Consider the following 19,149-nt stretch of genomic DNA (forward strand, 5'->3'; position numbering starts at 1 on the left):
GTCCTTTCACCGACCAGAGGTACATCATGGCAACGACCGTCTCGCGCGCTGCGCGCACTTTTCTGCTGGTCGGGGCCGGCGTCGCCGCGATGGCTGCGCAAGCGCAGGACGCGCCCGCCCCGCCGCCCGCAGCGGTAACGCCGACGCGCGCGCAGGCGGATCGGATGGCGGCGGCGATCGTCGCGCGGATGACGACCGAGGAAAAGCTGCCGCAATTGTTGAACGTCGCGCCTGCGATCCCGCGGATCAAGATCCCCGCCTATAACTGGTGGACCGAATCACTCCACGGCGCGCTCGGCGCGGTGCCGACGACCAACTTTCCCGAGCCGATCGGGCTTGCCGCAAGCTTCGACGCGCCACTCGTCCATCAGGTCGCGGGCGCGATCAGCACCGAGGTTCGCGCACTGCACACGATGGGGCGCCAGACCGGCAAGCTCGGCCGGATCGGTACGGGGCTCGACACCTGGTCGCCCAACATCAACATCTTCCGCGATCCGCGCTGGGGCCGTGGGCAGGAAACCTATGGCGAGGATCCGTATCTCGCGGCGCACATGGGCGTGGCGTTCGTCACCGGCATGCAGGGCCCCAACCCCGATCTGCCCGACGTCATCGCGACGCCCAAGCATTTCGCGGTCCATAGCGGCCCTGAATCGACCCGGCACGGTGCCAACGTCTTCGTCTCGGCGCACGACCTGGAGGACACCTACCTCCCCGCCTTCCGCGCCGCGATCGTGGAAGGGCGCGCCGGATCGATCATGTGCGCGTACAACCGCATCGACGGCCAGCCCGCCTGCGCCAACGACCTGTTGCTCAAGGATCATCTGCGCGGTGCCTGGGGCTTTACCGGCTATGTCGTGTCGGATTGCGACGCGGTGAAGGACATTGCGGACGGCCACAAATATGCGCCCGACCAGGCCACCGCGATCGCGGCGGCGATGAAGGCGGGCACCGACAACGAATGCCACACGCAGACGATCGGCGACATGGGCGGCCTGCCCGAGCGGTTCGGCGATTCGTTGCGGCGCGGCCTGATCTCGCAGGACGACATCGACCGGTCGCTGGTGCGGCTGTTCTCGGCGCGGCTGCGCAACGGCGATCTGCCCGGCATCGCCGGCGCGCCCGCCGCGGTTCCGGTGCGCGCGATCCTGTCGCCCGATCACATGGCGCTGGCGCTGCAGGCGGCGGAAAAGAGTCTCGTGCTGCTCAAGAACGACGGCGTACTGCCGCTCCGCCCGGGTGCGCGGATCGCAGTGATCGGGCCGCTCGGCGATGCGACGCGCGTGTTGCGCGGCAATTATTCGTCGACCCAGTCCGCGCCCCCCGTCCCGATCGTCGAGGGACTCCGCCGCGCCGCCGGGGCCGGATCGGTGACACTGGTGCCGTTCGGGGAATCGATCACCGATGGCGACCGCGTGCCAACCACCGCGCTGGTCGCGCCCGACGGCAAGCCCGGGCTGCTCGCGCGCTATTTCAACCCGGTGACGCCACCGCATCTGCCGTTCCCGCAGGGCACTGACCGCGCCGCGATCGCCGCGCTGACATATCAGTCCCGCCCGGTCGTCTCGCAGCGCGAGGCGGACGTCGCGGCGCGCGGGCTGACCCTGCCCAGCGTCAACGACTATCACCGCACCGAATGGACGGGCTTCCTCGTCGCGCCCGAAACCGGCAGCTACCGGCTCGGTCTCGGCGGCAGCGGGCTGCTCGAGCTCGAGGGGAAGACCTTCCTCGACGTCGGTGCCGATCATCGTGGCCCATTGCCCACGCTCAAGACCGTGACGCTGCAGAAGGGCCAGCGCTACCCGCTGCGCGTCGTCTCCACCGCGCGCGGGTTCGGCAATACCGATCTGGTGTGGAAGCTGGTCTCGGCACAGCCCGACGCGGCGCTCGCTGCAGCGGCCGCGCAAGCCGACGTGCTCGTCGCGGTGGTCGGGCTGACGTCCGACCTGGAAGCGGAGGAGACCGGCACCGACATCCCCGGCTTCCAGGGCGGCGACAAGACCTCGCTCGACCTGCCGGCGGAGCAGATGGCGATGCTCGAGCGCGCCAAAGCGACCGGCAAGCCGGTGATCGTCGTCGCGATGAACGGCAGCCCGATCAACCTGGCCTGGGCGAAGGACAATGCCGCCGCGATCGTCGAGGCCTGGTATCCCGGGCAATCGGGCGGGCTTGCGGTCGCGAACGTACTGACGGGCAAGACCGACCCGGGCGGTCGCCTGCCGCTGACCTTCTACCGCAGCGTCGCCGACCTGCCGCCGTTCGACAATTACGCGATGACCGGGCGGACCTATCGTTATTTCACCGGCAAGCCGGTCTATCCGTTCGGTCATGGGCTGAGCTACACCAGCTTCGCCTACACCCCGCTGGTGCTGAACCCGGCGTCGGGCGGCGCGGAACAGGGGCTCCGGGTCACAACCGATGTCAGCAACACCGGCAAGCGCGCAGGCGACGAGGTCGTCCAGCTTTACCTGTCCTTCCCCGATGTTCCCGGCGCGCCGCGGATCGCGCTGCGCGGGTATCAGCGGATCACGCTTGCGCCCGGGGAACGGCGGAGCGTGACCTTCGACCTGTCGCCTCGCGACCTGAGCGCGGTGCGCGCAAATGGCGTGCGCGAGGTGATGCAGGGGCAGTATCGCGTCAGCGTCGGCGCGGGTCAGCCGGATACCGATGTCCCGGTGCGGTCGGCAAGCTTCCGGACGGGCAAGGCGGTGCCGTTGCCGCTATAACCCCTGCACCTCTGCAGTCACGGGACCGCGACCTCGATCGCATCGGGGGCGACACGCGCGGTCACCGGGGTGCAGGCGAGCACTTCGCCATCGACCGAAATGCGCAGCGGCGGTTTGGTCGTGATGCGGAAGCTTTGGCCGTGGAAGTCGCGGCTGCAGGCGTCCTTGTCGCGGAGCTTGAAGAACTTCGCGTACCAGTCGCGCGCGAGCACGAGCTTGCTTTGCCCGACGACCGCCTGGAGCAGCAATTCGTTCGACGCGACATCGGCATCGTCCGACAGCGCGACCCCGCCGTGGTGCCAGCCGTTGAGGATCCGCAGCTCGGTCGCCCACATCGTCTGCTTGCGCGTCCCGTCGTTGAGCTCGAGCCGGAAGGCGCGGAACGGGACCGAACATTTGATCGCCCACAACAGATAGCCGACGCGCCCGGCGTAGCGCTTGAGCGTGTGCGGGACGGTCTCGCCGATCATCGTCGACAGGCCGATCGACGCGCCGTTGACGAAATAGGTGTCGTCGATCATCCCGAGGTCGACCCGCCGCCGCCAGCCGTTCGCGATCACGTCGATCGCGCCGTCGAGGTCGAGCGGAAGCCCGAGCGAGCGGGCGAAGCTGTTGGCGGTGCCAAGCGGGAGCACCGCGAACACGCAGTCCTTCCCCACCAGCTGTCCGACCACGCCCGACAACGACCCGTCGCCACCGCCGACGATCACCATCGGCACGCCGCTCGCGACCGCCGCGCGCATCGTTTCGTCCATGTCGCCGGGGTCTTTCACCGCATGCGCCGCGCGGAGCGAGATCCCCGCGGACTTGAGCTTTTCGCACGCGGTCTCGAACAGGTCCTGCCCCTTTCGCGACGCGGCATTGACGATCAGCGCGGCTTCGCGCGGGAGGGGCGTTGTTTCCATTTCGCAACAACTCGCAAGAGGGGGAGTGGCTCCGGCCCTTCCATCAACATCGCCTCCACCCCCGCACGCGCGCCGACCGAAAGCCCCGCGGCCTGCCATGATCGAACCCAGCAAAATCACACACTTGCGGGTCTTGAACCGCCGCGCCCCGCCCCCACATGAGGGTTACTGTCAACAACTGAAAGGAGGTGGTCGAATGTCTCATTGTCAAATGCCGCTCGCGGCACGTTTCACGGGTCTGGCCTCCAACATCGAGGTCGCGCTCGGCTGAGCCGCAGCTTCAGGCACGACAATGGAAAGGCCGTCCCGCAAGGGGCGGCCTTTCGCGTTTGCGGCGTTTGTGCGGCTGGGGCGTTGAACGACGATGCTGGTATTCCTCGATTTCGAAGCCTCGTCGCTCGCCAAGAAAAGCTACCCGATCGAAGTCGCCTGGGTGTTCGAGGACGGTCGGTCCGAAAGCCATCTGATCAGGCCCGCGCCCGAGTGGACCGACTGGGACGATGCCGCCGAGGCGATCCACCACATCCCCCGTGCGACGTTGATTGCGGAGGGCACGTCGCATGACGTGGTGGCCGCGCGGATGCTGCAGGAACTTGCCGGGCACGACCTGCGGGCGACGGCGCCGTCGTGGGACGGCAAATGGTTGAGCGCGCTGCTGCGCGCGGCCGGGATCGATCGGCATAGCCTGCGGCTGCGCGACAGCGACGACGCCCGCAGCGAAAGCGTCGCCGCGATCCTGGCGCGCGTGGTGCCGGCAAGCGACCTCGCAATCGCGGTCGCTGATCTTGTCGCGCTCGAGGATCTGCGCGCGAACGACGGGCCCCCGGCGCATCGCGCGTTGCCCGACGCGGTCGAGGATCAGCAGCGGTGGCGGGCAGCGTGCGCAGCGGCGGAACGGTTCGTGACGGAACGCAGCGCATGACGGAGGCAGCGACACGTCTTGCGGGACGGCATCCGGTCACACCGGACGGACGATATTCGTGGTGCGCGGTCGATTGTGGCGGTTGGCCAATCCGGCGCTCGCCGAAGATCAACGGGCGGCGCTGGTAAAGGACCTGATGACCGCGCGTCGCACGGTCGGGGTGGCGAAGCGTGCCGGTGATCCCGAAGCCGAAGCGAGTGCTCACGCCGATGTCGATGCGGCGAAGCACGCGCTCGGCGAACGGGGCCCCGTCTGGTGGACGGACGGGGCCCCCGATCTGAACCGGCACATGGCGCGCAACACGCCCTATGCCGACTGGTTCGAGCGCCTCACCCCTTTCACCTGACGGCGTTTATTCGCCGCCTTGCACTGACAGGTCGTCGACCGAGACATCGTCCATGTCGTCCTGCTCGACATCGACCTGCGGGCCGCCGGCGGCATCGTCCATCGGCGGCTGCTCGGGCGGAATGATCTGCTCGACCGCGGTATCGGCGGGATCGGTCTCGGGAAGCGAGTCGGGCTGGGATTCGGTCTGGCTGCGATCGTCGGTCATCATGCTCTCCTTGTCCTGCCTGAACGCGCGAACGCGCATTCCGAGCCACGCCGCGCCGGCGTCACAGCATGCCGTCACGCCCCGCAGTCTGTGCGTCGGCTTGCGCGACATAGCGGACGATCCACTTGGGATAGCCCTCCGGGGCCATCACGATATCGGGCAGCGCGACCGGGTCGGTCCCGGTCTCGACCCAGCCCGCACCGTGACATTCGTCGCAAATTGCGCGGACGCAGCGGAAGCTCACGAGGTCGATCTGGCTGTTCCATTGCCCGAAGCCATGACAGATCGGGCATTTCGCATCGAGCGCGCCGTTACGCGGCTGGAGCGGGATATTCTCGAACGCATAGGGGCTGTCCGGCCCCGCGCACTCGACGATATTGCTGGCATGGGCCATCGGGTTCCTCGCAATCGGTCGCTTCAACGCAGCGAGTGGCCAGGCGATCCGCCGCTTTCAGCCGCGGCAGACACCGGCAACATGAGTCGCCTGCTGGTCAAGCCGGATCCGCATTGCGCCCTTGGGGGTCATCCCCTGCATCTGCGCCTGCCCGGTAAACCCGCTCGCCTGATAGGTCCCCTCACGCACGATCTTCAGCGGCGGCCCCTTCTTCTGCGGACAGCTTAGCGTTTGCACATACCGCCCGCCCGCGACCTGAAGACCGTCGACACGGCATTGCGCCTTCGGGTCGGGCGCAAGCACCGCCGCGATCCCCGTCTTCGCCTGATCGGGCGTCAGGCATTTCTCCTCGGTCTTGGATCGCCCCTTCGCCATCCGCAGCAGGAATTTGGGCGCGCCGGGAATGTCGAGATCGACCGCCGTCGATTTCACGGCCCAGCGCCCGGGGGCGACCGATTGCGCCGGAAGCGCCCCCGGAGAGACCATTAACGGCAACGCAAGCACCCGCAGAATCACACTTTTCATCATGCCGGCAAAGTGGCCGGTGGCCGGTCCGGGCGCAAGCCATGTGCACCCGGAAGCCGCTGACACCTCCAGATTTTCATGGCTTCCGAAAGCGTTACGGCATCATCGTGAAGGCTTTTGAATATTCGACCGTTTTGCATAGTCCGACTATTGCGTGATGGTAGCGCTAACGGTAGTCTCCCCCGAAAGAACGATAGGCTTGGGAGAGCGATCATGGTTCATGCGGTGCGCAGAAAGGCGTCAGGCGGATTCGCCACGTCCATTCGCAAGGGTTTCGCCAGATACGGGCTGCTTGCGGCGGTCGCCTTCGCGACACCGGTGCAGGCGCAGAGCGACAAGATGAGCGCGATCGCCACCCCGGCACAGCCCACCGCGATCCCGCTCGGGACCGGTACGCTCCCCGACGCAAAGGCCCCGGAAGCGTGGCACAGCCAATATGGCAGCGTGTTCGCGCGCAACGTCGTCGTCGCGACGCTGACCCCTTTCCTCCCCGATCCGGCGAAGGCCACCGGCGCGGCGGTGGTGGTCGCGCCCGGCGGCGGGTTCCAGACGCTGTCGATGGAGAATGAGGGCTGGGACGTCGCAAAGGCGCTCGCCGCCCGAGGCGTCGCTGCATTCGTGCTGAAATACCGGCTCAACCAGACCCCGCAGGATCTCGCCGCGTTCGCGCAATCGTCCGGCCCGCCCGCAACCGGCGCAGGTCCGCGACCACCGCGCCCTACGCCTGAAGAAATGATGGCGCACCTTGCGCCACAGCTGGCCGATTCCCGCGCCGCCTTCGCGCTGATCCGCAAGCGCGCGGGCGAATGGCATGTCGATCCGGACCGGATCGGGATGGTCGGCTTCTCGGCGGGCGCGATGCTGACGATGGCGACCGCGCTTTCGGGGAGCGATGCGAAGCCTGCGTTCCTCGGTGATATCTACGGCCCGCTCGCGCCGGTGACGGTTCCCGCGAACGCGCCGCCGCTGTTCATCGCGCTGGCGGCGGACGATCCGTTGTTCGGCAATGCGGGATACGGGCTGATCGATTCCTGGCGGACCGCCAAGCGCCCGGTCGAATTCCATCTGTTCGAACAGGGCGGGCACGGCTTCGGCATGTATCCCAAGACGACCACCAGCACCGGCTGGTTCGACTCGTTCGCGCGCTGGCTCGCGATGCACGGCTATCTCAAGCGCGCCGGCTGATTGCCGTCCGCCGTCAGGATTAACGTGTCTCCGCATCCGCTTCCAACCCGCCGTCATGCTGAACGTGTTTCAGCATCCACTTCTCCGCTTGCGGGCCCTGAGGCCGTCTCGCGGTGGACCCTGAAACAAGTTCAGGGTGACGGCGGAGTGAGGTGCTTTCCCAATCATCGTAACGGGACCGGTGCCAGCGCCTGATCGCACCACCGCGCCCGTCCTAATTCCAGACGCAAGGAAGTGCTCATGTCGAAACGAGTCGTTGTCGCGTTGCTTGCCTCTGTCGCCGTGATCGCCGGTCCGGCCGCCGTGTCCGCCCAGTCGAAGGACCGCGGCCTCGTCGTCACCCCGGCCGAAACGCTGGAGACGCAGGGCCTGACGGTCATCGTCGACCAGAACAAGTTCAGCCCGATCTTCTTCGACGAGAAGAACGCCGGGATCCAGATCGTCCTCCACGGCGACCGGATTGCGACCGACGGTGCGGTCCGGCTCGACAAGACGCCCGAGCAATGGGCGCAGGTCCCCGCGTTCATCAGCCGGACGCGCGGGACCGAGCCCAACCAGCTCGTCGTGCGATCCGACTACAAGACGGTCAACCTCGCCTATAGCGTGAAGGTCACCGCCGAGAGCGGCGGCTTCCGGATCGCGGTCGACCTCGACCAGCCACTTCCTGCGAACCTTGCGGGCAAGGCGGGGTTCAACCTCGATTTCCTCCCCACCGCCTATTTCGGCAAGACCTATCTGATGGACGCCGCGCCGGGCCTGTTCCCGCGGCATCCGACCGGACCGATGGCGAAGGACGGATCGGGCGATCCGCTCCCGCTCGCGTCGGGCGGCAAGGCGATCACGCTTTCGCCCGAAGACGCGATGACGCGCGTGAGCATCACCTCGGACACCGCGCCGATCGCGCTCTACGACGCGCGCAACCGCGCGCAGAACGGGTGGTTCGTGGTCCGCTCGGAGATCCCGGCCGGTGCGAAGGAGAATGCGATCGTCTGGCATGTCCGCCCCAACGTCATCAAGGACTGGGTCCGCGCGCCGGTCGTATCGTTCAACCAGGCGGGCTATACGCCAGGGCGCCGCAAGGTCGCGCTAATCGAGCTCGACCCGAACTTCAAGGCACCCGCCGAAGCGACCCTGGTCCGCCTCGCCGCCGACGGTAGCCAGCAGCCGGTGCTGCGCGCGAAGACCCAGCCGCGCGGACGCTGGACGCGCTACGACTATGCCGCGTTCGATTTCTCGAGCGTGCGCGAACCCGCGTCTACGCGATTGCCTATGCGGGGCAGACAACCAACCCGTTCCGGATCGCGAGCGACGCGTACAGCCGGATCTGGCAGACCTCGCTCGACACCTTCATGGCCGAGCAGATGGATCACGTCGGCATCCGCGAGCAATATCGCGTCTGGTCGGCGCCGTCGCATCTCGACGATGCGCGCCAGGCGCCCGCCAACCACGTGCATTTCGACGGCTACAAGATGGGGGCGAAGCTCGATTCCCCGTTCAAGGCGGGCGAGCATATCCCCGGCCTCGCGGTCGGCGGGTGGCAGGATGTGGGCGATTACGACATCCAGACCCCCGAGAACGCCTCGGTCGTGCGCGATCTGGTGTGGGCGCGTGAGCTGTTCGGGCTCGACTGGGACGAGACCAGCATCGACGAATCCGCGCGCGCGGTCGAGATCCGCAAGCCCGACGGGGTCGAGGATGCGGTCCAGCAGATCCGCCACGGCACGCTCCAGTTGCTCGCGCAATATAAGGTGTTCGGCCATGCGATCGTCGGGATCGTCGATCCGGCGCTGCGGCAATATGCGCATCTCGGGGATTCGGGCTCGCAGACCGACGGGCTGCTCTACGATCCCAAGCTCAAGCCGACCGAACGCAAGGGCGGCGCGTCCGGCGCGCAGGATGACCGCTGGGCGTTCACGACCGATTACCCCGCGAACAACCTGACGGTCGCGGGCGCGCTGGCGGGATCGAGCCGGGCATTGCGCTCGAGCGACCCGGCGATGGCGGCGGAAGCGCTCGCGGCGGCCAAGGCGCTGTGGAGCAAGCAGCAAGGCGTTACCGCCGGCGGCGACGGGCGCGATGACTCGTCGTCGCCGCGATCCGCCGAGAATGCCAATGTCGTGGCGACGGTCGAGCTGTTGCTCACCACCAACGGTGACAAGGTCTACGCCGATCGCCTGCGCGCGCTGATGCCGGTCATCCAGCGACACTTCGAGTGGGTCGGCAGCGCCGCGGTCCGCGCGATCCCGCTGATGGACGCGTCCTATCGTGCGCAACTCGTCCCGCTGGTGCAGGCGACCAAGGCGAAGGTCGACCGTGACATGGCGAAGAACCCGTTCGGCGTGCCGATCGCCGACGGGACCTGGGCGGGCTCGAACCAGGTCGTCAGCTTCGGGACGACGATGTACCTGATGCACAAGGCGTTCCCCGAGCTGATCGGAACCGGTTATACGCTCGATGCGATCGACTATGTGCTCGGGCGGCATCCGGCGAACAACCTGTCGCTCGTCTCGACCGTCGGGACCGCGTCCAAGCTGATCGGCTATGGGCACAACCGCGCGGACTACAGCTTCATCCCGGGCGGGATGGTGCCGGGCGTGCTGATCATCAAACCCGATTTCCCCGAGGCGAAGGTCGACTGGCCGTTCCTGTGGTTCGAGAACGAATACACCGTCAGCACGACCTCGGCCTACATCCTCGCCGCGCGCGCCGCGATGGCGACCGCGGCGGAGACGCCGTAAGGGCCGCGCCTCAGAACGCCGGGAGCACCGCGCCCTTGTAATGGTCGGTGATGAAGGCGCGGGTCGCCGGGCTGCGCAATGCCGCGATCAGCTTGACGACCCGCGGGTCCTTCTCGCCCCCGGCGCGGCCGACGAGGAAGTTGACGTAGGGCGACTTGGCGTCCTCGATCACCAGCGCGTCGCGCACCGGGTTGAGTTTCGCGTCGAGCGCGTAGTTGGTGTTGATCATCGCGAGATCGACCTGATCGAGCACGCGCGGGAGCGTCGCCGCCTCGAGCTCCTTGAACTGCAGTTTCTTCGGGTTGCTCGCGATATCGGCGAGCGTCGCGAGCGGGTCGGTCGGGTTCCTGAGCCGGATCAGCCCGGCCTTCTGGAGGAGCAGCAACGCCCGCCCGCCGTTGCTCGGCTCGTTCGGGATGGCGACGGTCGCGCCGGTGGGAAGCGCGGCGATCGTCTTGTACTTGCGCGAATAGCCGCCGAGCGGTTCGACGTGGACTCCCGCGTAGGTCACGAGATGCGTCCCGCGCGCGGCGTTGAACGTGTCGAGGTACGGCTTGGTCTCGAAGTAGTTCACGTCGATCTGCTTCTGGTCGACCTGCAGGTTGGGCTGCACATAATCGTTGAAGACGCGGATCTGGAGATCGACGCCTTGCTTGGCGAGCGCCGGCTTGACCGATTCGAGGATCTCCGCATGCGGTACCGCGGTCGCGGCGACGGTCAGCGTGGTGCCGTCGGTCTTCGAGCCTCCGGGCGAGCAGGCGGCGATGGCGAGGATCGGCAGGGCTGCGAGCAGCAGGCGGCGGTTCATGCGGGGTTCCTAGCTTGTATCTGCGTTGATCCCCCTGACCGTTCGTTTCGAGCGAACGGTTGGGGGTATGCCGGTGTATCTAGCGGCGCGTCACCGACTGCGCGAGACGGTCACCCGCGAACTGGATGAGCTGGACGAGCACCACCAGCAGCGCAACCGTAACGATCATCACGTCCGTCTGGAAGCGCTGGTAGCCGAAGCGGATCGCGAGATCGCCGAGCCCGCCCGCGCCGACCACGCCCGCCATCGCGGTGAACGACACCAGCGCCACCGCAGTGACCGTCGCCCCCGAGATCAGCCCGGGGAGCGCCTCGGGGATCAGCGTGCCGGTGACGATCTGGAGCGGCGTCGCGCCCATCGCCTGCGTCGCCTCGATCGTCGTCCGGTCGACCTCGCGCAACGCCCCCTCGACCAGCCTCGCGCAGAACGGCGCCGCGCCCACCACCAGCGGCAGGATCGCGCCGACGACGCCAAGCGACGTCCCCACCAGCGCCACCGTCAGCGGGATCATCACGATCAGCAGGATGATGAACGGCACCGAACGTAGCACGTTGATGACCACCCCGAGCACCCCGTTGAGCCACCGGTTCGCGCCGATCTGGCGCTTGCCGGTCACGTACAGCAGCACGCCGAGCGGCAGTCCCAGCACCACCGTCAGCGCGAGCGACGCGCCGAGCATCACCAGCGTATCGCGACAGGCGGCGGCGATATCCGCCCAGTTCACGTTGGAAAACCAGCCGCTCATGCCTGCAACCCCGCGAGCATCCGCTGCGTGGCGGCGTGGCGCGCCTCCGCGAACACGGTGTCGACGCGCCCGCTCTCGACCACGCGCCCCTGTTCGAGCACCGCGACGCGGTCACACACCGCGCGCACCACGTCCATCTCGTGCGTGATCAGCACGATCGTCAGCCCGAGTTCCTGGTTGAGCTGCCGCAGCAGCGCGAGCACGCTGCGCGTCGCCTCGGGGTCGAGCGCGCTGGTCGCCTCGTCGCACAGCAGGATGTCGGGCCCGGTCGCAAGCGCGCGCGCGATTCCGACGCGTTGCTTCTGCCCGCCCGACAGTTGCGCGGGATATTTCGCGGCATGGTCGGCGAGCCCGACGCGGTCGAGCAACTCGGCCACCCGCGCCTTTCGCTCGGCGGCGGGTACGCCCGCAAGCGCGAGCGGAAACGCGACATTGTCCGCGACCGTCCGCGACGACAGCAGTCCGAAATTCTGGAAGATCATCCCGATCCGCTGCCGCAACGCGCGCAGGCCCGCCGCCGGGAGCGTCCCGATATCGATCCCGTCGATCTCGACCCGCCCCGCGCTCGGGCGTTCGAGCGCGTTGATCAGCCGGATCAGCGTCGACTTGCCCGCCCCCGATGGCCCGATCACGCCGAACACCTCGCCGCGCGCGACCGACAGCGAGACGCCGTCGAGCGCGGGCGTGGCGCTTGCGTCGAAGCGCTTGCCGATATCGATCAGCGCAATCACGGCGTGCCGATCACCTGTGCTGCGAACCGTTCCATTTCCTCGGCCTGCGGGCTCATCTGGAGCAGCAGCAGGTCGAGCCCGACGCCCTCGTAATCGGCGATGCGCTGGCGAAGCTGCTCGGGGGTGCCGACGAGATGCGGCCGCAACCCACGGTTCGACACCGAATATTCCTGGATCTTGAGGTCGCGCTCGAGCTGCGTTCCCGACAGCCACTGGTCGAAATTGGCATAGCCCGCGGGCAGTTCGGTCACGGTCGTTATCCGCTCGAGCTCGCGCTGCGCCTCGGCCTCGCTGTCGCGCACGATCGCATAGGCCGCCATGCCGTACTGCATCGGCACGCCCCCGGCGGCTTCCCGCCGCGCCGCCATGTCCGCGATCTTGGGCGCGATCGCGTCTACCGGGTCGCCGTGCATCACATAGGCGTCGCATTGGCGCGCGATCAGCGTCTTGGCCTTTTCGCTCTCCCCGCCAGCGTAGACGGTCGGACGCTTCACGGGCTTGGGCGCGCAGATCGCGTTTTCGGTGCGGTAGAATTGCCCGGAAAAGCTGAACCGCTCCTCGGTCCACAGGCCATCGACCACGTCGAGCCATTCGGCAGTGCGCGCATAGCGATCGTCATGCTCGTCGAACTGCAGGCCATATTGCTTCGCCTCGTCCGCCCACCACGACGACACGACGTTGAGCGCAAGCCGCCCGCCCGCGATCCGGTCGATATTGGCCGCGGCCTTGGCGAACAGCGCGGGGTGGTGGAAGTTCGGGCGCACCGCGACCATCAGCTCGATCGTCTCGGTCACCGCGGCAAGCGCAGCGGCGGTCGACCAGGCGTCGAGCGCGGGTTGCTCGACACCCTTGATGTCGTTGAGGTTGAGCTCGGCGATCAGTGTCAGGTCATAGCCGATCTGCTCGGCGCGCTGGGTCAGCCGTTTCGTATAATCCCAGCTCGCCTCCATCCCCTCGTCGGCGACGTTGCGCAGCCAGCCGCCGAACACCGGCGTCCAATATCCATAACGCATCAGCGTGCCTCCGCGATCACGGTCTCGAGATAATCGACCAGCCGGTCGTGCGGGTCCCAGCCGAGCACGTCGAGCGGTTTCGCGACGAAATTGGACAGTGCGTTGATATCGTAGAAGCGCGGCACCCCGTCGCGGTCGTCGATCATCACCTCGACCCCGCCGACGTCGAGCCCCGCAGCGGTGGCGATCGCCTCGGCAGCGGCGCGCAACTCGGGGCCGGGGTCGGTCGACACCATCGGGATCGGCGCACCCGGCACCTGGCAGGCGTCCGCCGGGCACAGGTCGAACGTGCCCCCGCCCGCGATATCGAGCGCGTAGAGATAGGCGCGGTCGAGCGTTTCGATCCGCGTGACCGTGCCGTTTCGCGCGGGAACGTAATCCTGCACCAGCAACACCCCGTCGACGCTCGTCGGCAGCGCCGTGTCGGCGATCGCAGCGCGCAGCTCGTCCATCGAATCGTAGCGGACGATGCCCGCGCCCGATCCGCCGATATTGGCCTTCACCACCAGCGGGAAACCGATTGTCGCGGCAGCGGCTTCGACGTCGGCGGCACGATGCACCACGCGCGTCGCGGGGATCGCAAGGCCAAGCCCGGCGATCAGCGACAATTGCCGGGCCTTGGAGGAATCGATCGCGAGCACCTCCGGCCCGTTGACGATCCGCGCGCCCGCGCGGCGCCAATGGTCGAGCAGCGCGATGCCGTAGAAGATCGGATGCTCGTCGCTGCGCAGGAAGCTCGACATCGCGATCCGGTTGAACACCACACGCGCCGGGGCGGTCCGGTCCGCCGGGTCGAAATGCCCGTCGGGTCGGACCGCGACATAATCGATCCCACGCCGTCCGAGGGTATCGAACAAAGGCGCGAACCACGCCGGATGTTCATAAAGCAAAGCCAGATCCGCCACGCTGTCTCCTGCAAAAGCCGCGCCCCCAATGCAACCTGCGCCCCATCGCGTCGGCAAACACCTGCTTGCGGCAAAAGAAGGATTTCTTTGATCGGCGCGTCGCCGGATATCAGGCGGTGGCGAACGCCAACTTCGGGTGCCCCAGCAGATACCCCTGGCACAGCGTTATCCCGAGCGCGCGGATCGCCGCGAGTTCCTCCGCCGTCTCGATCCCCTCGGCCAGCGGGGTGATACCGAGCTCCGCCGCCAGCCCGACGATCGACCGGACGATCGCGCGCTTGGTCGGGGAGCGATCGATCCCCCGCACCAGCTTCATGTCGATCTTGAGCACGTCGGGCCGCAGCTCGGTGAGCAGGCCAAGCCCGGCATAGCCCGCACCAAAATCGTCGACCGCGGTCGTGAACCCCTGCGCCTGATAGGCCGCGATGATAGCGCGCAGATGCGAGATATCGCGCATCCGCTCATCCTCGGTGAATTCGAACATGAGTCGGCCGGGGTCGAACCCGACCCGTTTCGCCGCGGTCAGCGTCGCGCGGATACAAGCGTTGGGCTCGTAGACCGCATTGGGCATGAAATTGATCGACAGTTTGACGTCGGGGTCCGGCGGGAACAGCGCGCTGGCAAGCTCGACCGCCTTGATCCGACACGCTTGGTCGAAACCATAGACATGCGGTGGCTGGACCTGATCGAGGACGAACGCGGCCCCTTCCCCGGCTAGGCTGCGGACCAGCGCTTCATAGCCCCAGATCCGCTCCGCCGCGACATCGACGATCGGCTGGAACGCCATCGTGAAGTCGAACGGCAGCAGGGTTCCGTCACGGCAGCCCCCGCATCTGGCGGGCGCTGCGGTAGACGCGGTCGCTGCGGTGATCGGCTGCATCACGCTCACGTCCAGTCACACGGCTTGCCCAGCGCGGTGCGCGGCAGGACAGGTCCCAGAGCGTATGACGTAGGTCGCTGTTCTGGAAGCAGAAAGCGTCGGACATAGGGAATCAGTCGGTCGAGCAAGGCATTCTGGTCTTCGGAATGCACCGGTACGACGAACGCCTTGAGCCGGTGCTGGTCGCCAAGCCTGACGGCTGCATCGGCAATACCGGGACATTGCCGCAAGACGTGCGCAACCTGTTCGGGCCAGACATTGACCCCGCCGACCTGCACCGCCCCGTCGCGCCGGCCGATCACCGCAAAACGCCCGTCGACCGCGACATCGAGTATATCCGGGAGCACGGTCTCGTTGCCGTGCCGATCGCGGATCACCGCCGCGTCCGGCCCGGTCGTTTCGGCAAACCGCCAGCGCGGGAGCAGCGTGTACGCAGCGTCCGGCAGCGCGCGCACCGCGATACCCCCGGTCTCGGACGAACCATAGACGTCGAGCAGCCGGTCGAGACCCGCGTCGAGCAGCGTTCCCGCCAGCGCGTCGTCGAGCGGTGCGCCCGCACTTACACCCGCGACCCCGGCGGACCAGCTTCTCCGCGCGCGGGCCAGCGCGCGCCAGTGATCGGGCACCGCGACGATCAGGTCGCCCTGTTCGAGCGGCGGCAGCGTCATCGCGGTTGCGGCGACCACCGGAACATCCAGCGTTGCCGGGAGCAGCGCGGTCCAGATCAAGCCGTAGATGTGATGCGCCGGGACCAGCGCGATGACTCGCCGCACGTCCGGCAGCATCGCGCCGAAATGCCGCGCCTCGGCCTGCAGATCGCGGATCGCGTGGACGCAAGGTTTTGGCCGTCCGGTCGATCCGGACGTCATCACCGTCAGGCTGGCGTCTTCGCCGCGCTGGAAGCGTGCGATATCGTCCAGCCACGCGCCGACCGTCGTGGGCGGTCCGCGCGTCGCATCATGCTGGAGCGCCTCGAGCCCGAACATCTCGTAGAGCGCCGCACCCGCGTTGACGGTTTCGAGCGAATCGAGCGGGACCGACCCGACCGACCACAGTCGATCGTCCGCCCACGCCGCCGGATCTTCGGCTCCGCCCCTGCGCGTGTCGGCTCGCGTCCGATTGGTTTCCGCGGTGACGAGGCAGGTGACGATCCGGCGCAACGCCTCCCGGGGGATCGCGGTCGTCATGCGACGTCCGACAACGGCAAGCGCGCGTGGACGCGGTTTCGCCCGGCATGTTTGGCGGCGTAGAGGTGCCCGTCCGCCAGCCCGATCATCCCGTCGACGCTCGCGCAGGCCTCGGTCGCGGTCGCGCAGCCGAAGCTCGCGGTGATCCGCAACGGTCCGTCGGGCGTCGCGATGACCATCGCCGCCACCGCGGCGCGCAACCGGTCGGCCATCGCGACCGCCTCGTCCAGCCCGGTATCGGGCAACAGCACCGCGAATTCCTCCCCGCCCAGCCGCGCGAACAGGTCCGACGGGCGCAGCATCGCGATGCAGACCTGCGACAATTGCTTGAGCACGACGTCCCCGGTCGGGTGCCCATGCAGATCGTTGACCGCCTTGAAGAAATCGACGTCGAGCAGGACCAGCGACAGCGGCTGGCGGCTCACCTGCCAGCGGCGCTGCTCGCGCTCGAACAATTGCAGGAAATGCGTTCGGTTGGCCGCACCGGTCAGATGATCGAACAGCAGCAGCCGGCGCAGGTCGGACGTGTCCGATTCATCGCGCGCGACGTCGCGCAGCACGACGGAAAAGCCCTTCGGCTGGCATGCGTCACCGGTTTCGGGCCGCATCGCGAACAGCCGCTGGCACCAATAGCGTTCCCCGGTCGTGCGCTGCTGCCAGCTTTCGTCGAGATACCAGCCGTCGCGTTCCGCGAGGCGCAACTGGTCGCACAGGCTCGGCGAGCCGGCCGCCATGTCGACGTTGAGGATCCGGTCGAGCGGCTGCCCCTCCACGTCCTCGATCGGTCGGCCGCTCTGCCGGGTGAAGGCGGCGTTGACCCCGTCGATCATCCCGTCGGCAGTGATCGACAGCACCGCATAATCGTTGATCCCGCTGATCAGCGAGCCGAACCACGTCTCGGTCTGGCGCAGCCGCCGTTCCTGCGCGACCTGGACCGTGATGTCGGCGAAAGTGGCGATCGCGCGGCCGGGCGCGAGCTTGACGAGCGTGCAGGCGAGCACCTTCGGGTCCTTGCCGCGCGGCCCGACGCCGATGTCGACCGCGATCCGGTGGCCGTCGCAGATCGTCCCGCGGTCCTTGGGATAATCGTCGTACAGATTGCGCAATTCGGGCGCGCACCCCTGCAGCATGGCGAACAGGTTGCTCGGATCGCGCGCACCTGCGAGCGGGAGCAAATGCTTCATCGCATGCGGATTGATCATCAGGATCGCACCGGTGGCATCGAACTCGACCAGCCCGACCGGGCAGGCATAGAGGAATTCGAGCAGTTGCTCGTGATCGCGCGCCAGATCGTCGGTCATCCCGCGTTACCGTTCGATGAGGATATAGTTCAACGGTTCGGTGCTGGTGGCGAGCAGCCGCAGCCGCACCCGCGTCGGCCGCATCCGCAACGTCAGGACATAGGGGAGCGTCTCGTCGAGCTCGGTCTCGTCCTCGAACCGTTGCGCGACCATGAAGTTGTTCATGCATTGCGCGACCGCATCGAAGAACGGCATGCCGACGACCGATTCACGGTCGAGCCCGGCCATCCGCGCTTCGGCGGCACTGTAGACGACGACCAGACCGGCTGGGTCGAGTCCGACGACACCGTAGGGCAAGCCGTCGCGCACCTCCGGCGGCAGCGCGGCGAGCGCGGCAATCTCGATATCGTCGAACGCGGTTGATACAGCCACAGAACTTCCCTTCGGCGATCGCGATAGGCGGGGGAAGTTAAGCGACCGTCAACTAAACCCCCACGCACCAGCCCATCGGACCGGTGCGCGGGGGATTTCAGCGGGTTACTTTCCCGTCGGGCTCGATGCGTTGACGTTCTTCGGCGGCGACACGGCGCCCAGCGTCTGCACCTGCGAGCCGGGGTCGATCCGGCGCATCCGCTGGAATGGCGGCAGGTCTTCGCGCTGCCCGCTCTTGAGCGCGCGCACGATGCCCTCGATCACACGCAGGTCGGCAATGCCTTCCTCGGCGTCGGGCTCGGGATCGCGATCGTTGAGGATGCAGTCGGAGAAATAGCGCAACTCGCCGCCGAACTGATCGGTGGCCTTGAAGGTCTGCTCGCTCTTGTCCTCGCCGACCCGGCGATGCTGCGCGATCCCCTCGCCGAACCCGAACGCGGGGCTCATGTGGATGCTGCCCTTGGTCCCCGCGATGATCAGGCTGTCGACGGCATTGGCAAAGTACGAGACGGTGAATTGTGCGAGCTTGTCGCCCGGCATGCGCAGCGTGACCGCCACCGTATCGTCGAAATCGCCGAGGCCGTTCCCGGCCTGTCGCGTGCCGACCGCCGCCTCGACGGCGAGCGGCTCCGCGCCGAACAGATAGCGGATCGCGTTGATCGGATACGGCGCCATGTCGAACAGCGGCCCCGCCTCGACCCCGTTCTGCGCGCGGTGGTTGGCGGGGTCGACCTTCTGCGTGAAGCAGGAGGTGAAGGCGATCAGATCGCCCAGCTCGCCCTTGCGGATCCGGTCGATCGCATCGAGCGTGCCCGGTTCGAAATGCAACCGGTAAGCGACCATCAGCTTGGCGGTCGACACATCCGCCGCCGCGCGGATCGTTTCGGCCTGCTCGACCGAGATTTCGAGCGGCTTTTCGCTCAGCACGTGGATGCCGGCCTTCAGCGCGGGGATCGCGAATTCGGCGTGGCGCCAGTTGGGCGTGCCGAGATAGACCGCGTCGATCTCGCCCGAGGCGAGCAACTGGTCGAACTGCTCATAGGCGTAGGTGTGCTTGACGCCATAATGGTCCGCCAGCGCCTTCGCCTTTTCGGGATCGCCGGTGACGATCGCGGTCAGCTCGGAATTGCCGGTGTGTGCAATGCCGGGCATCATCGCCGACTGGGTGATGTCGCCCGCGCCGACGACGGCGTAACGAACCTTCTTGGTCAGCCCGAGGGCGGCTGCGATGCTCATAGAATTCTCCGGGGTAAGGATACCGC

At 67.4% G+C, this 19,149-nt stretch carries 20 protein-coding genes and 1 pseudogene; 6 read left to right on the plus strand and 15 right to left on the minus strand.

All coding sequences use genetic code 11. The annotated features are described in order from the left end of the window. The first annotated feature begins 26 nt into the window (after nucleotides 1-26). Complete coding sequence (locus RI03_RS14425) at nucleotides 27-2,723, plus strand: glycoside hydrolase family 3 C-terminal domain-containing protein (RefSeq protein ID WP_010218122.1); 2,697 nt, start codon at nucleotides 27-29, stop codon at nucleotides 2,721-2,723. 17 nt (nucleotides 2,724-2,740) lie between these two features. Here RI03_RS14425 and RI03_RS14430 read toward each other — a convergent pair whose 3' ends face one another. Beyond that, nucleotides 2,741-3,628 (minus strand): diacylglycerol/lipid kinase family protein, encoded by an 888-nt coding sequence (locus RI03_RS14430; RefSeq protein WP_010218123.1) that lies wholly within the window; start codon nucleotides 3,626-3,628, stop codon nucleotides 2,741-2,743. Between the two features lie 364 nt (nucleotides 3,629-3,992). On the opposite strand from RI03_RS14430, the gene RI03_RS14435 reads away from it, so the two are divergent. Next, nucleotides 3,993-4,550, plus strand: a complete 558-nt coding sequence (locus RI03_RS14435) for a transcriptional regulator (protein ID WP_010218124.1) — start codon at nucleotides 3,993-3,995, stop codon at nucleotides 4,548-4,550. A gap of 61 nt (nucleotides 4,551-4,611) precedes the next feature. Beyond that, nucleotides 4,612-4,896 carry a hypothetical protein gene (locus RI03_RS14440; protein WP_238542375.1) on the plus strand — a complete coding sequence of 95 codons (285 nt, stop codon included), beginning with the start codon at nucleotides 4,612-4,614 and terminating at the stop codon, nucleotides 4,894-4,896. 6 nt (nucleotides 4,897-4,902) lie between these two features. On the opposite strand, the gene RI03_RS14445 is transcribed toward RI03_RS14440, so the two are convergent. Genes RI03_RS14445 through RI03_RS14455 form a run of 3 tightly spaced genes read right to left on the minus strand, consistent with a single transcriptional unit; the run spans nucleotide 4,903 to nucleotide 6,025 of the window. Continuing rightward, nucleotides 4,903-5,106, minus strand: coding sequence for a hypothetical protein (locus RI03_RS14445; RefSeq protein ID WP_238542376.1), 204 nt, complete (start codon nucleotides 5,104-5,106; stop codon nucleotides 4,903-4,905). Nucleotides 5,107-5,164: 58 nt separating this feature from the next. Continuing rightward, on the minus strand, nucleotides 5,165-5,497 hold the full coding sequence (locus RI03_RS14450) for a hypothetical protein (RefSeq protein ID WP_010218128.1): 333 nt from the start codon (nucleotides 5,495-5,497) through the stop codon (nucleotides 5,165-5,167). Between the two features lie 57 nt (nucleotides 5,498-5,554). Then, nucleotides 5,555-6,025, minus strand: a complete 471-nt coding sequence (locus tag RI03_RS14455; protein WP_081504226.1) for a DUF3617 family protein — start codon at nucleotides 6,023-6,025, stop codon at nucleotides 5,555-5,557. A 210-nt stretch (nucleotides 6,026-6,235) separates the two neighbouring features. Here RI03_RS14455 and RI03_RS14460 point away from each other — a divergent pair, with 210 nt between their 5' ends. Further along, complete coding sequence (locus RI03_RS14460) at nucleotides 6,236-7,207, plus strand: alpha/beta hydrolase (RefSeq protein ID WP_010218132.1); 972 nt, start codon at nucleotides 6,236-6,238, stop codon at nucleotides 7,205-7,207. 69 nt (nucleotides 7,208-7,276) lie between these two features. Here the strand turns inward: RI03_RS14460 and RI03_RS24680 are convergent, their stop codons facing one another. After that, on the minus strand, nucleotides 7,277-7,978 hold the full coding sequence (locus tag RI03_RS24680) for a hypothetical protein (protein ID WP_238542377.1): 702 nt from the start codon (nucleotides 7,976-7,978) through the stop codon (nucleotides 7,277-7,279). 90 nt (nucleotides 7,979-8,068) lie between these two features. Between RI03_RS24680 and RI03_RS24685 the strand changes: the two are divergent. Next, a pseudogene (locus tag RI03_RS24685) lies at nucleotides 8,069-8,404 on the plus strand (glycoside hydrolase family 9 protein); the annotation flags it as partial. 152 nt (nucleotides 8,405-8,556) lie between these two features. Next, the gene (locus RI03_RS24690; RefSeq protein WP_238542378.1) at nucleotides 8,557-9,945 is read left to right on the plus strand and encodes a glycoside hydrolase family 9 protein; all 1,389 of its coding nucleotides are present in this window, start codon (nucleotides 8,557-8,559) and stop codon (nucleotides 9,943-9,945) included. A 10-nt stretch (nucleotides 9,946-9,955) separates the two neighbouring features. On the opposite strand, the gene RI03_RS14470 is transcribed toward RI03_RS24690, so the two are convergent. The 10 genes from RI03_RS14470 to RI03_RS14515 all read right to left on the minus strand — a co-directional run bounded on the left by RI03_RS14470 (nucleotide 9,956) and on the right by RI03_RS14515 (nucleotide 19,123). Continuing rightward, on the minus strand, nucleotides 9,956-10,753 hold the full coding sequence (locus tag RI03_RS14470; protein WP_010218134.1) for a MetQ/NlpA family ABC transporter substrate-binding protein: 798 nt from the start codon (nucleotides 10,751-10,753) through the stop codon (nucleotides 9,956-9,958). A 79-nt stretch (nucleotides 10,754-10,832) separates the two neighbouring features. Further along, nucleotides 10,833-11,498 (minus strand): methionine ABC transporter permease, encoded by a 666-nt coding sequence (locus RI03_RS14475; protein ID WP_010218137.1) that lies wholly within the window; start codon nucleotides 11,496-11,498, stop codon nucleotides 10,833-10,835. Next, complete coding sequence (locus RI03_RS14480) at nucleotides 11,495-12,229, minus strand: methionine ABC transporter ATP-binding protein (protein ID WP_010218139.1); 735 nt, start codon at nucleotides 12,227-12,229, stop codon at nucleotides 11,495-11,497. Before RI03_RS14480 ends, RI03_RS14475 begins: the two co-directional genes overlap by 4 nt. Further along, complete coding sequence (locus tag RI03_RS14485) at nucleotides 12,226-13,242, minus strand: LLM class flavin-dependent oxidoreductase (protein WP_010218141.1); 1,017 nt, start codon at nucleotides 13,240-13,242, stop codon at nucleotides 12,226-12,228. Before RI03_RS14485 ends, RI03_RS14480 begins: the two co-directional genes overlap by 4 nt. After that, entirely contained in the window at nucleotides 13,242-14,147 is a 906-nt protein-coding gene (locus RI03_RS14490; RefSeq protein WP_010218143.1) for an ATP-grasp domain-containing protein, read from the minus strand. Before RI03_RS14490 ends, RI03_RS14485 begins: the two co-directional genes overlap by 1 nt. A 109-nt stretch (nucleotides 14,148-14,256) precedes the next feature. Beyond that, entirely contained in the window at nucleotides 14,257-15,027 is a 771-nt protein-coding gene (locus tag RI03_RS14495; protein WP_010218145.1) for an EAL domain-containing protein, read from the minus strand. Between the two features lie 5 nt (nucleotides 15,028-15,032). Further along, the gene (locus RI03_RS14500; RefSeq protein ID WP_010218146.1) at nucleotides 15,033-16,214 is read right to left on the minus strand and encodes an AMP-binding protein; all 1,182 of its coding nucleotides are present in this window, start codon (nucleotides 16,212-16,214) and stop codon (nucleotides 15,033-15,035) included. After that, nucleotides 16,211-17,515, minus strand: coding sequence for a sensor domain-containing diguanylate cyclase (locus tag RI03_RS14505; protein ID WP_010218147.1), 1,305 nt, complete (start codon nucleotides 17,513-17,515; stop codon nucleotides 16,211-16,213). Before RI03_RS14505 ends, RI03_RS14500 begins: the two co-directional genes overlap by 4 nt. 6 nt (nucleotides 17,516-17,521) lie before the next feature. After that, nucleotides 17,522-17,887, minus strand: coding sequence for a PAS domain-containing protein (locus RI03_RS14510; protein ID WP_010218148.1), 366 nt, complete (start codon nucleotides 17,885-17,887; stop codon nucleotides 17,522-17,524). Between the two features lie 105 nt (nucleotides 17,888-17,992). Further along, a complete protein-coding gene (locus tag RI03_RS14515; protein ID WP_010218149.1) occupies nucleotides 17,993-19,123 on the minus strand; it encodes a Gfo/Idh/MocA family protein in 1,131 nt (376 codons plus the stop codon). Nucleotides 19,124-19,149 lie beyond the last annotated feature (26 nt).

It is taken from the genome of Sphingomonas sp. PAMC 26621, assembly GCF_000251145.1.
Taxonomy (GTDB): domain Bacteria; phylum Pseudomonadota; class Alphaproteobacteria; order Sphingomonadales; family Sphingomonadaceae; genus Sphingomonas.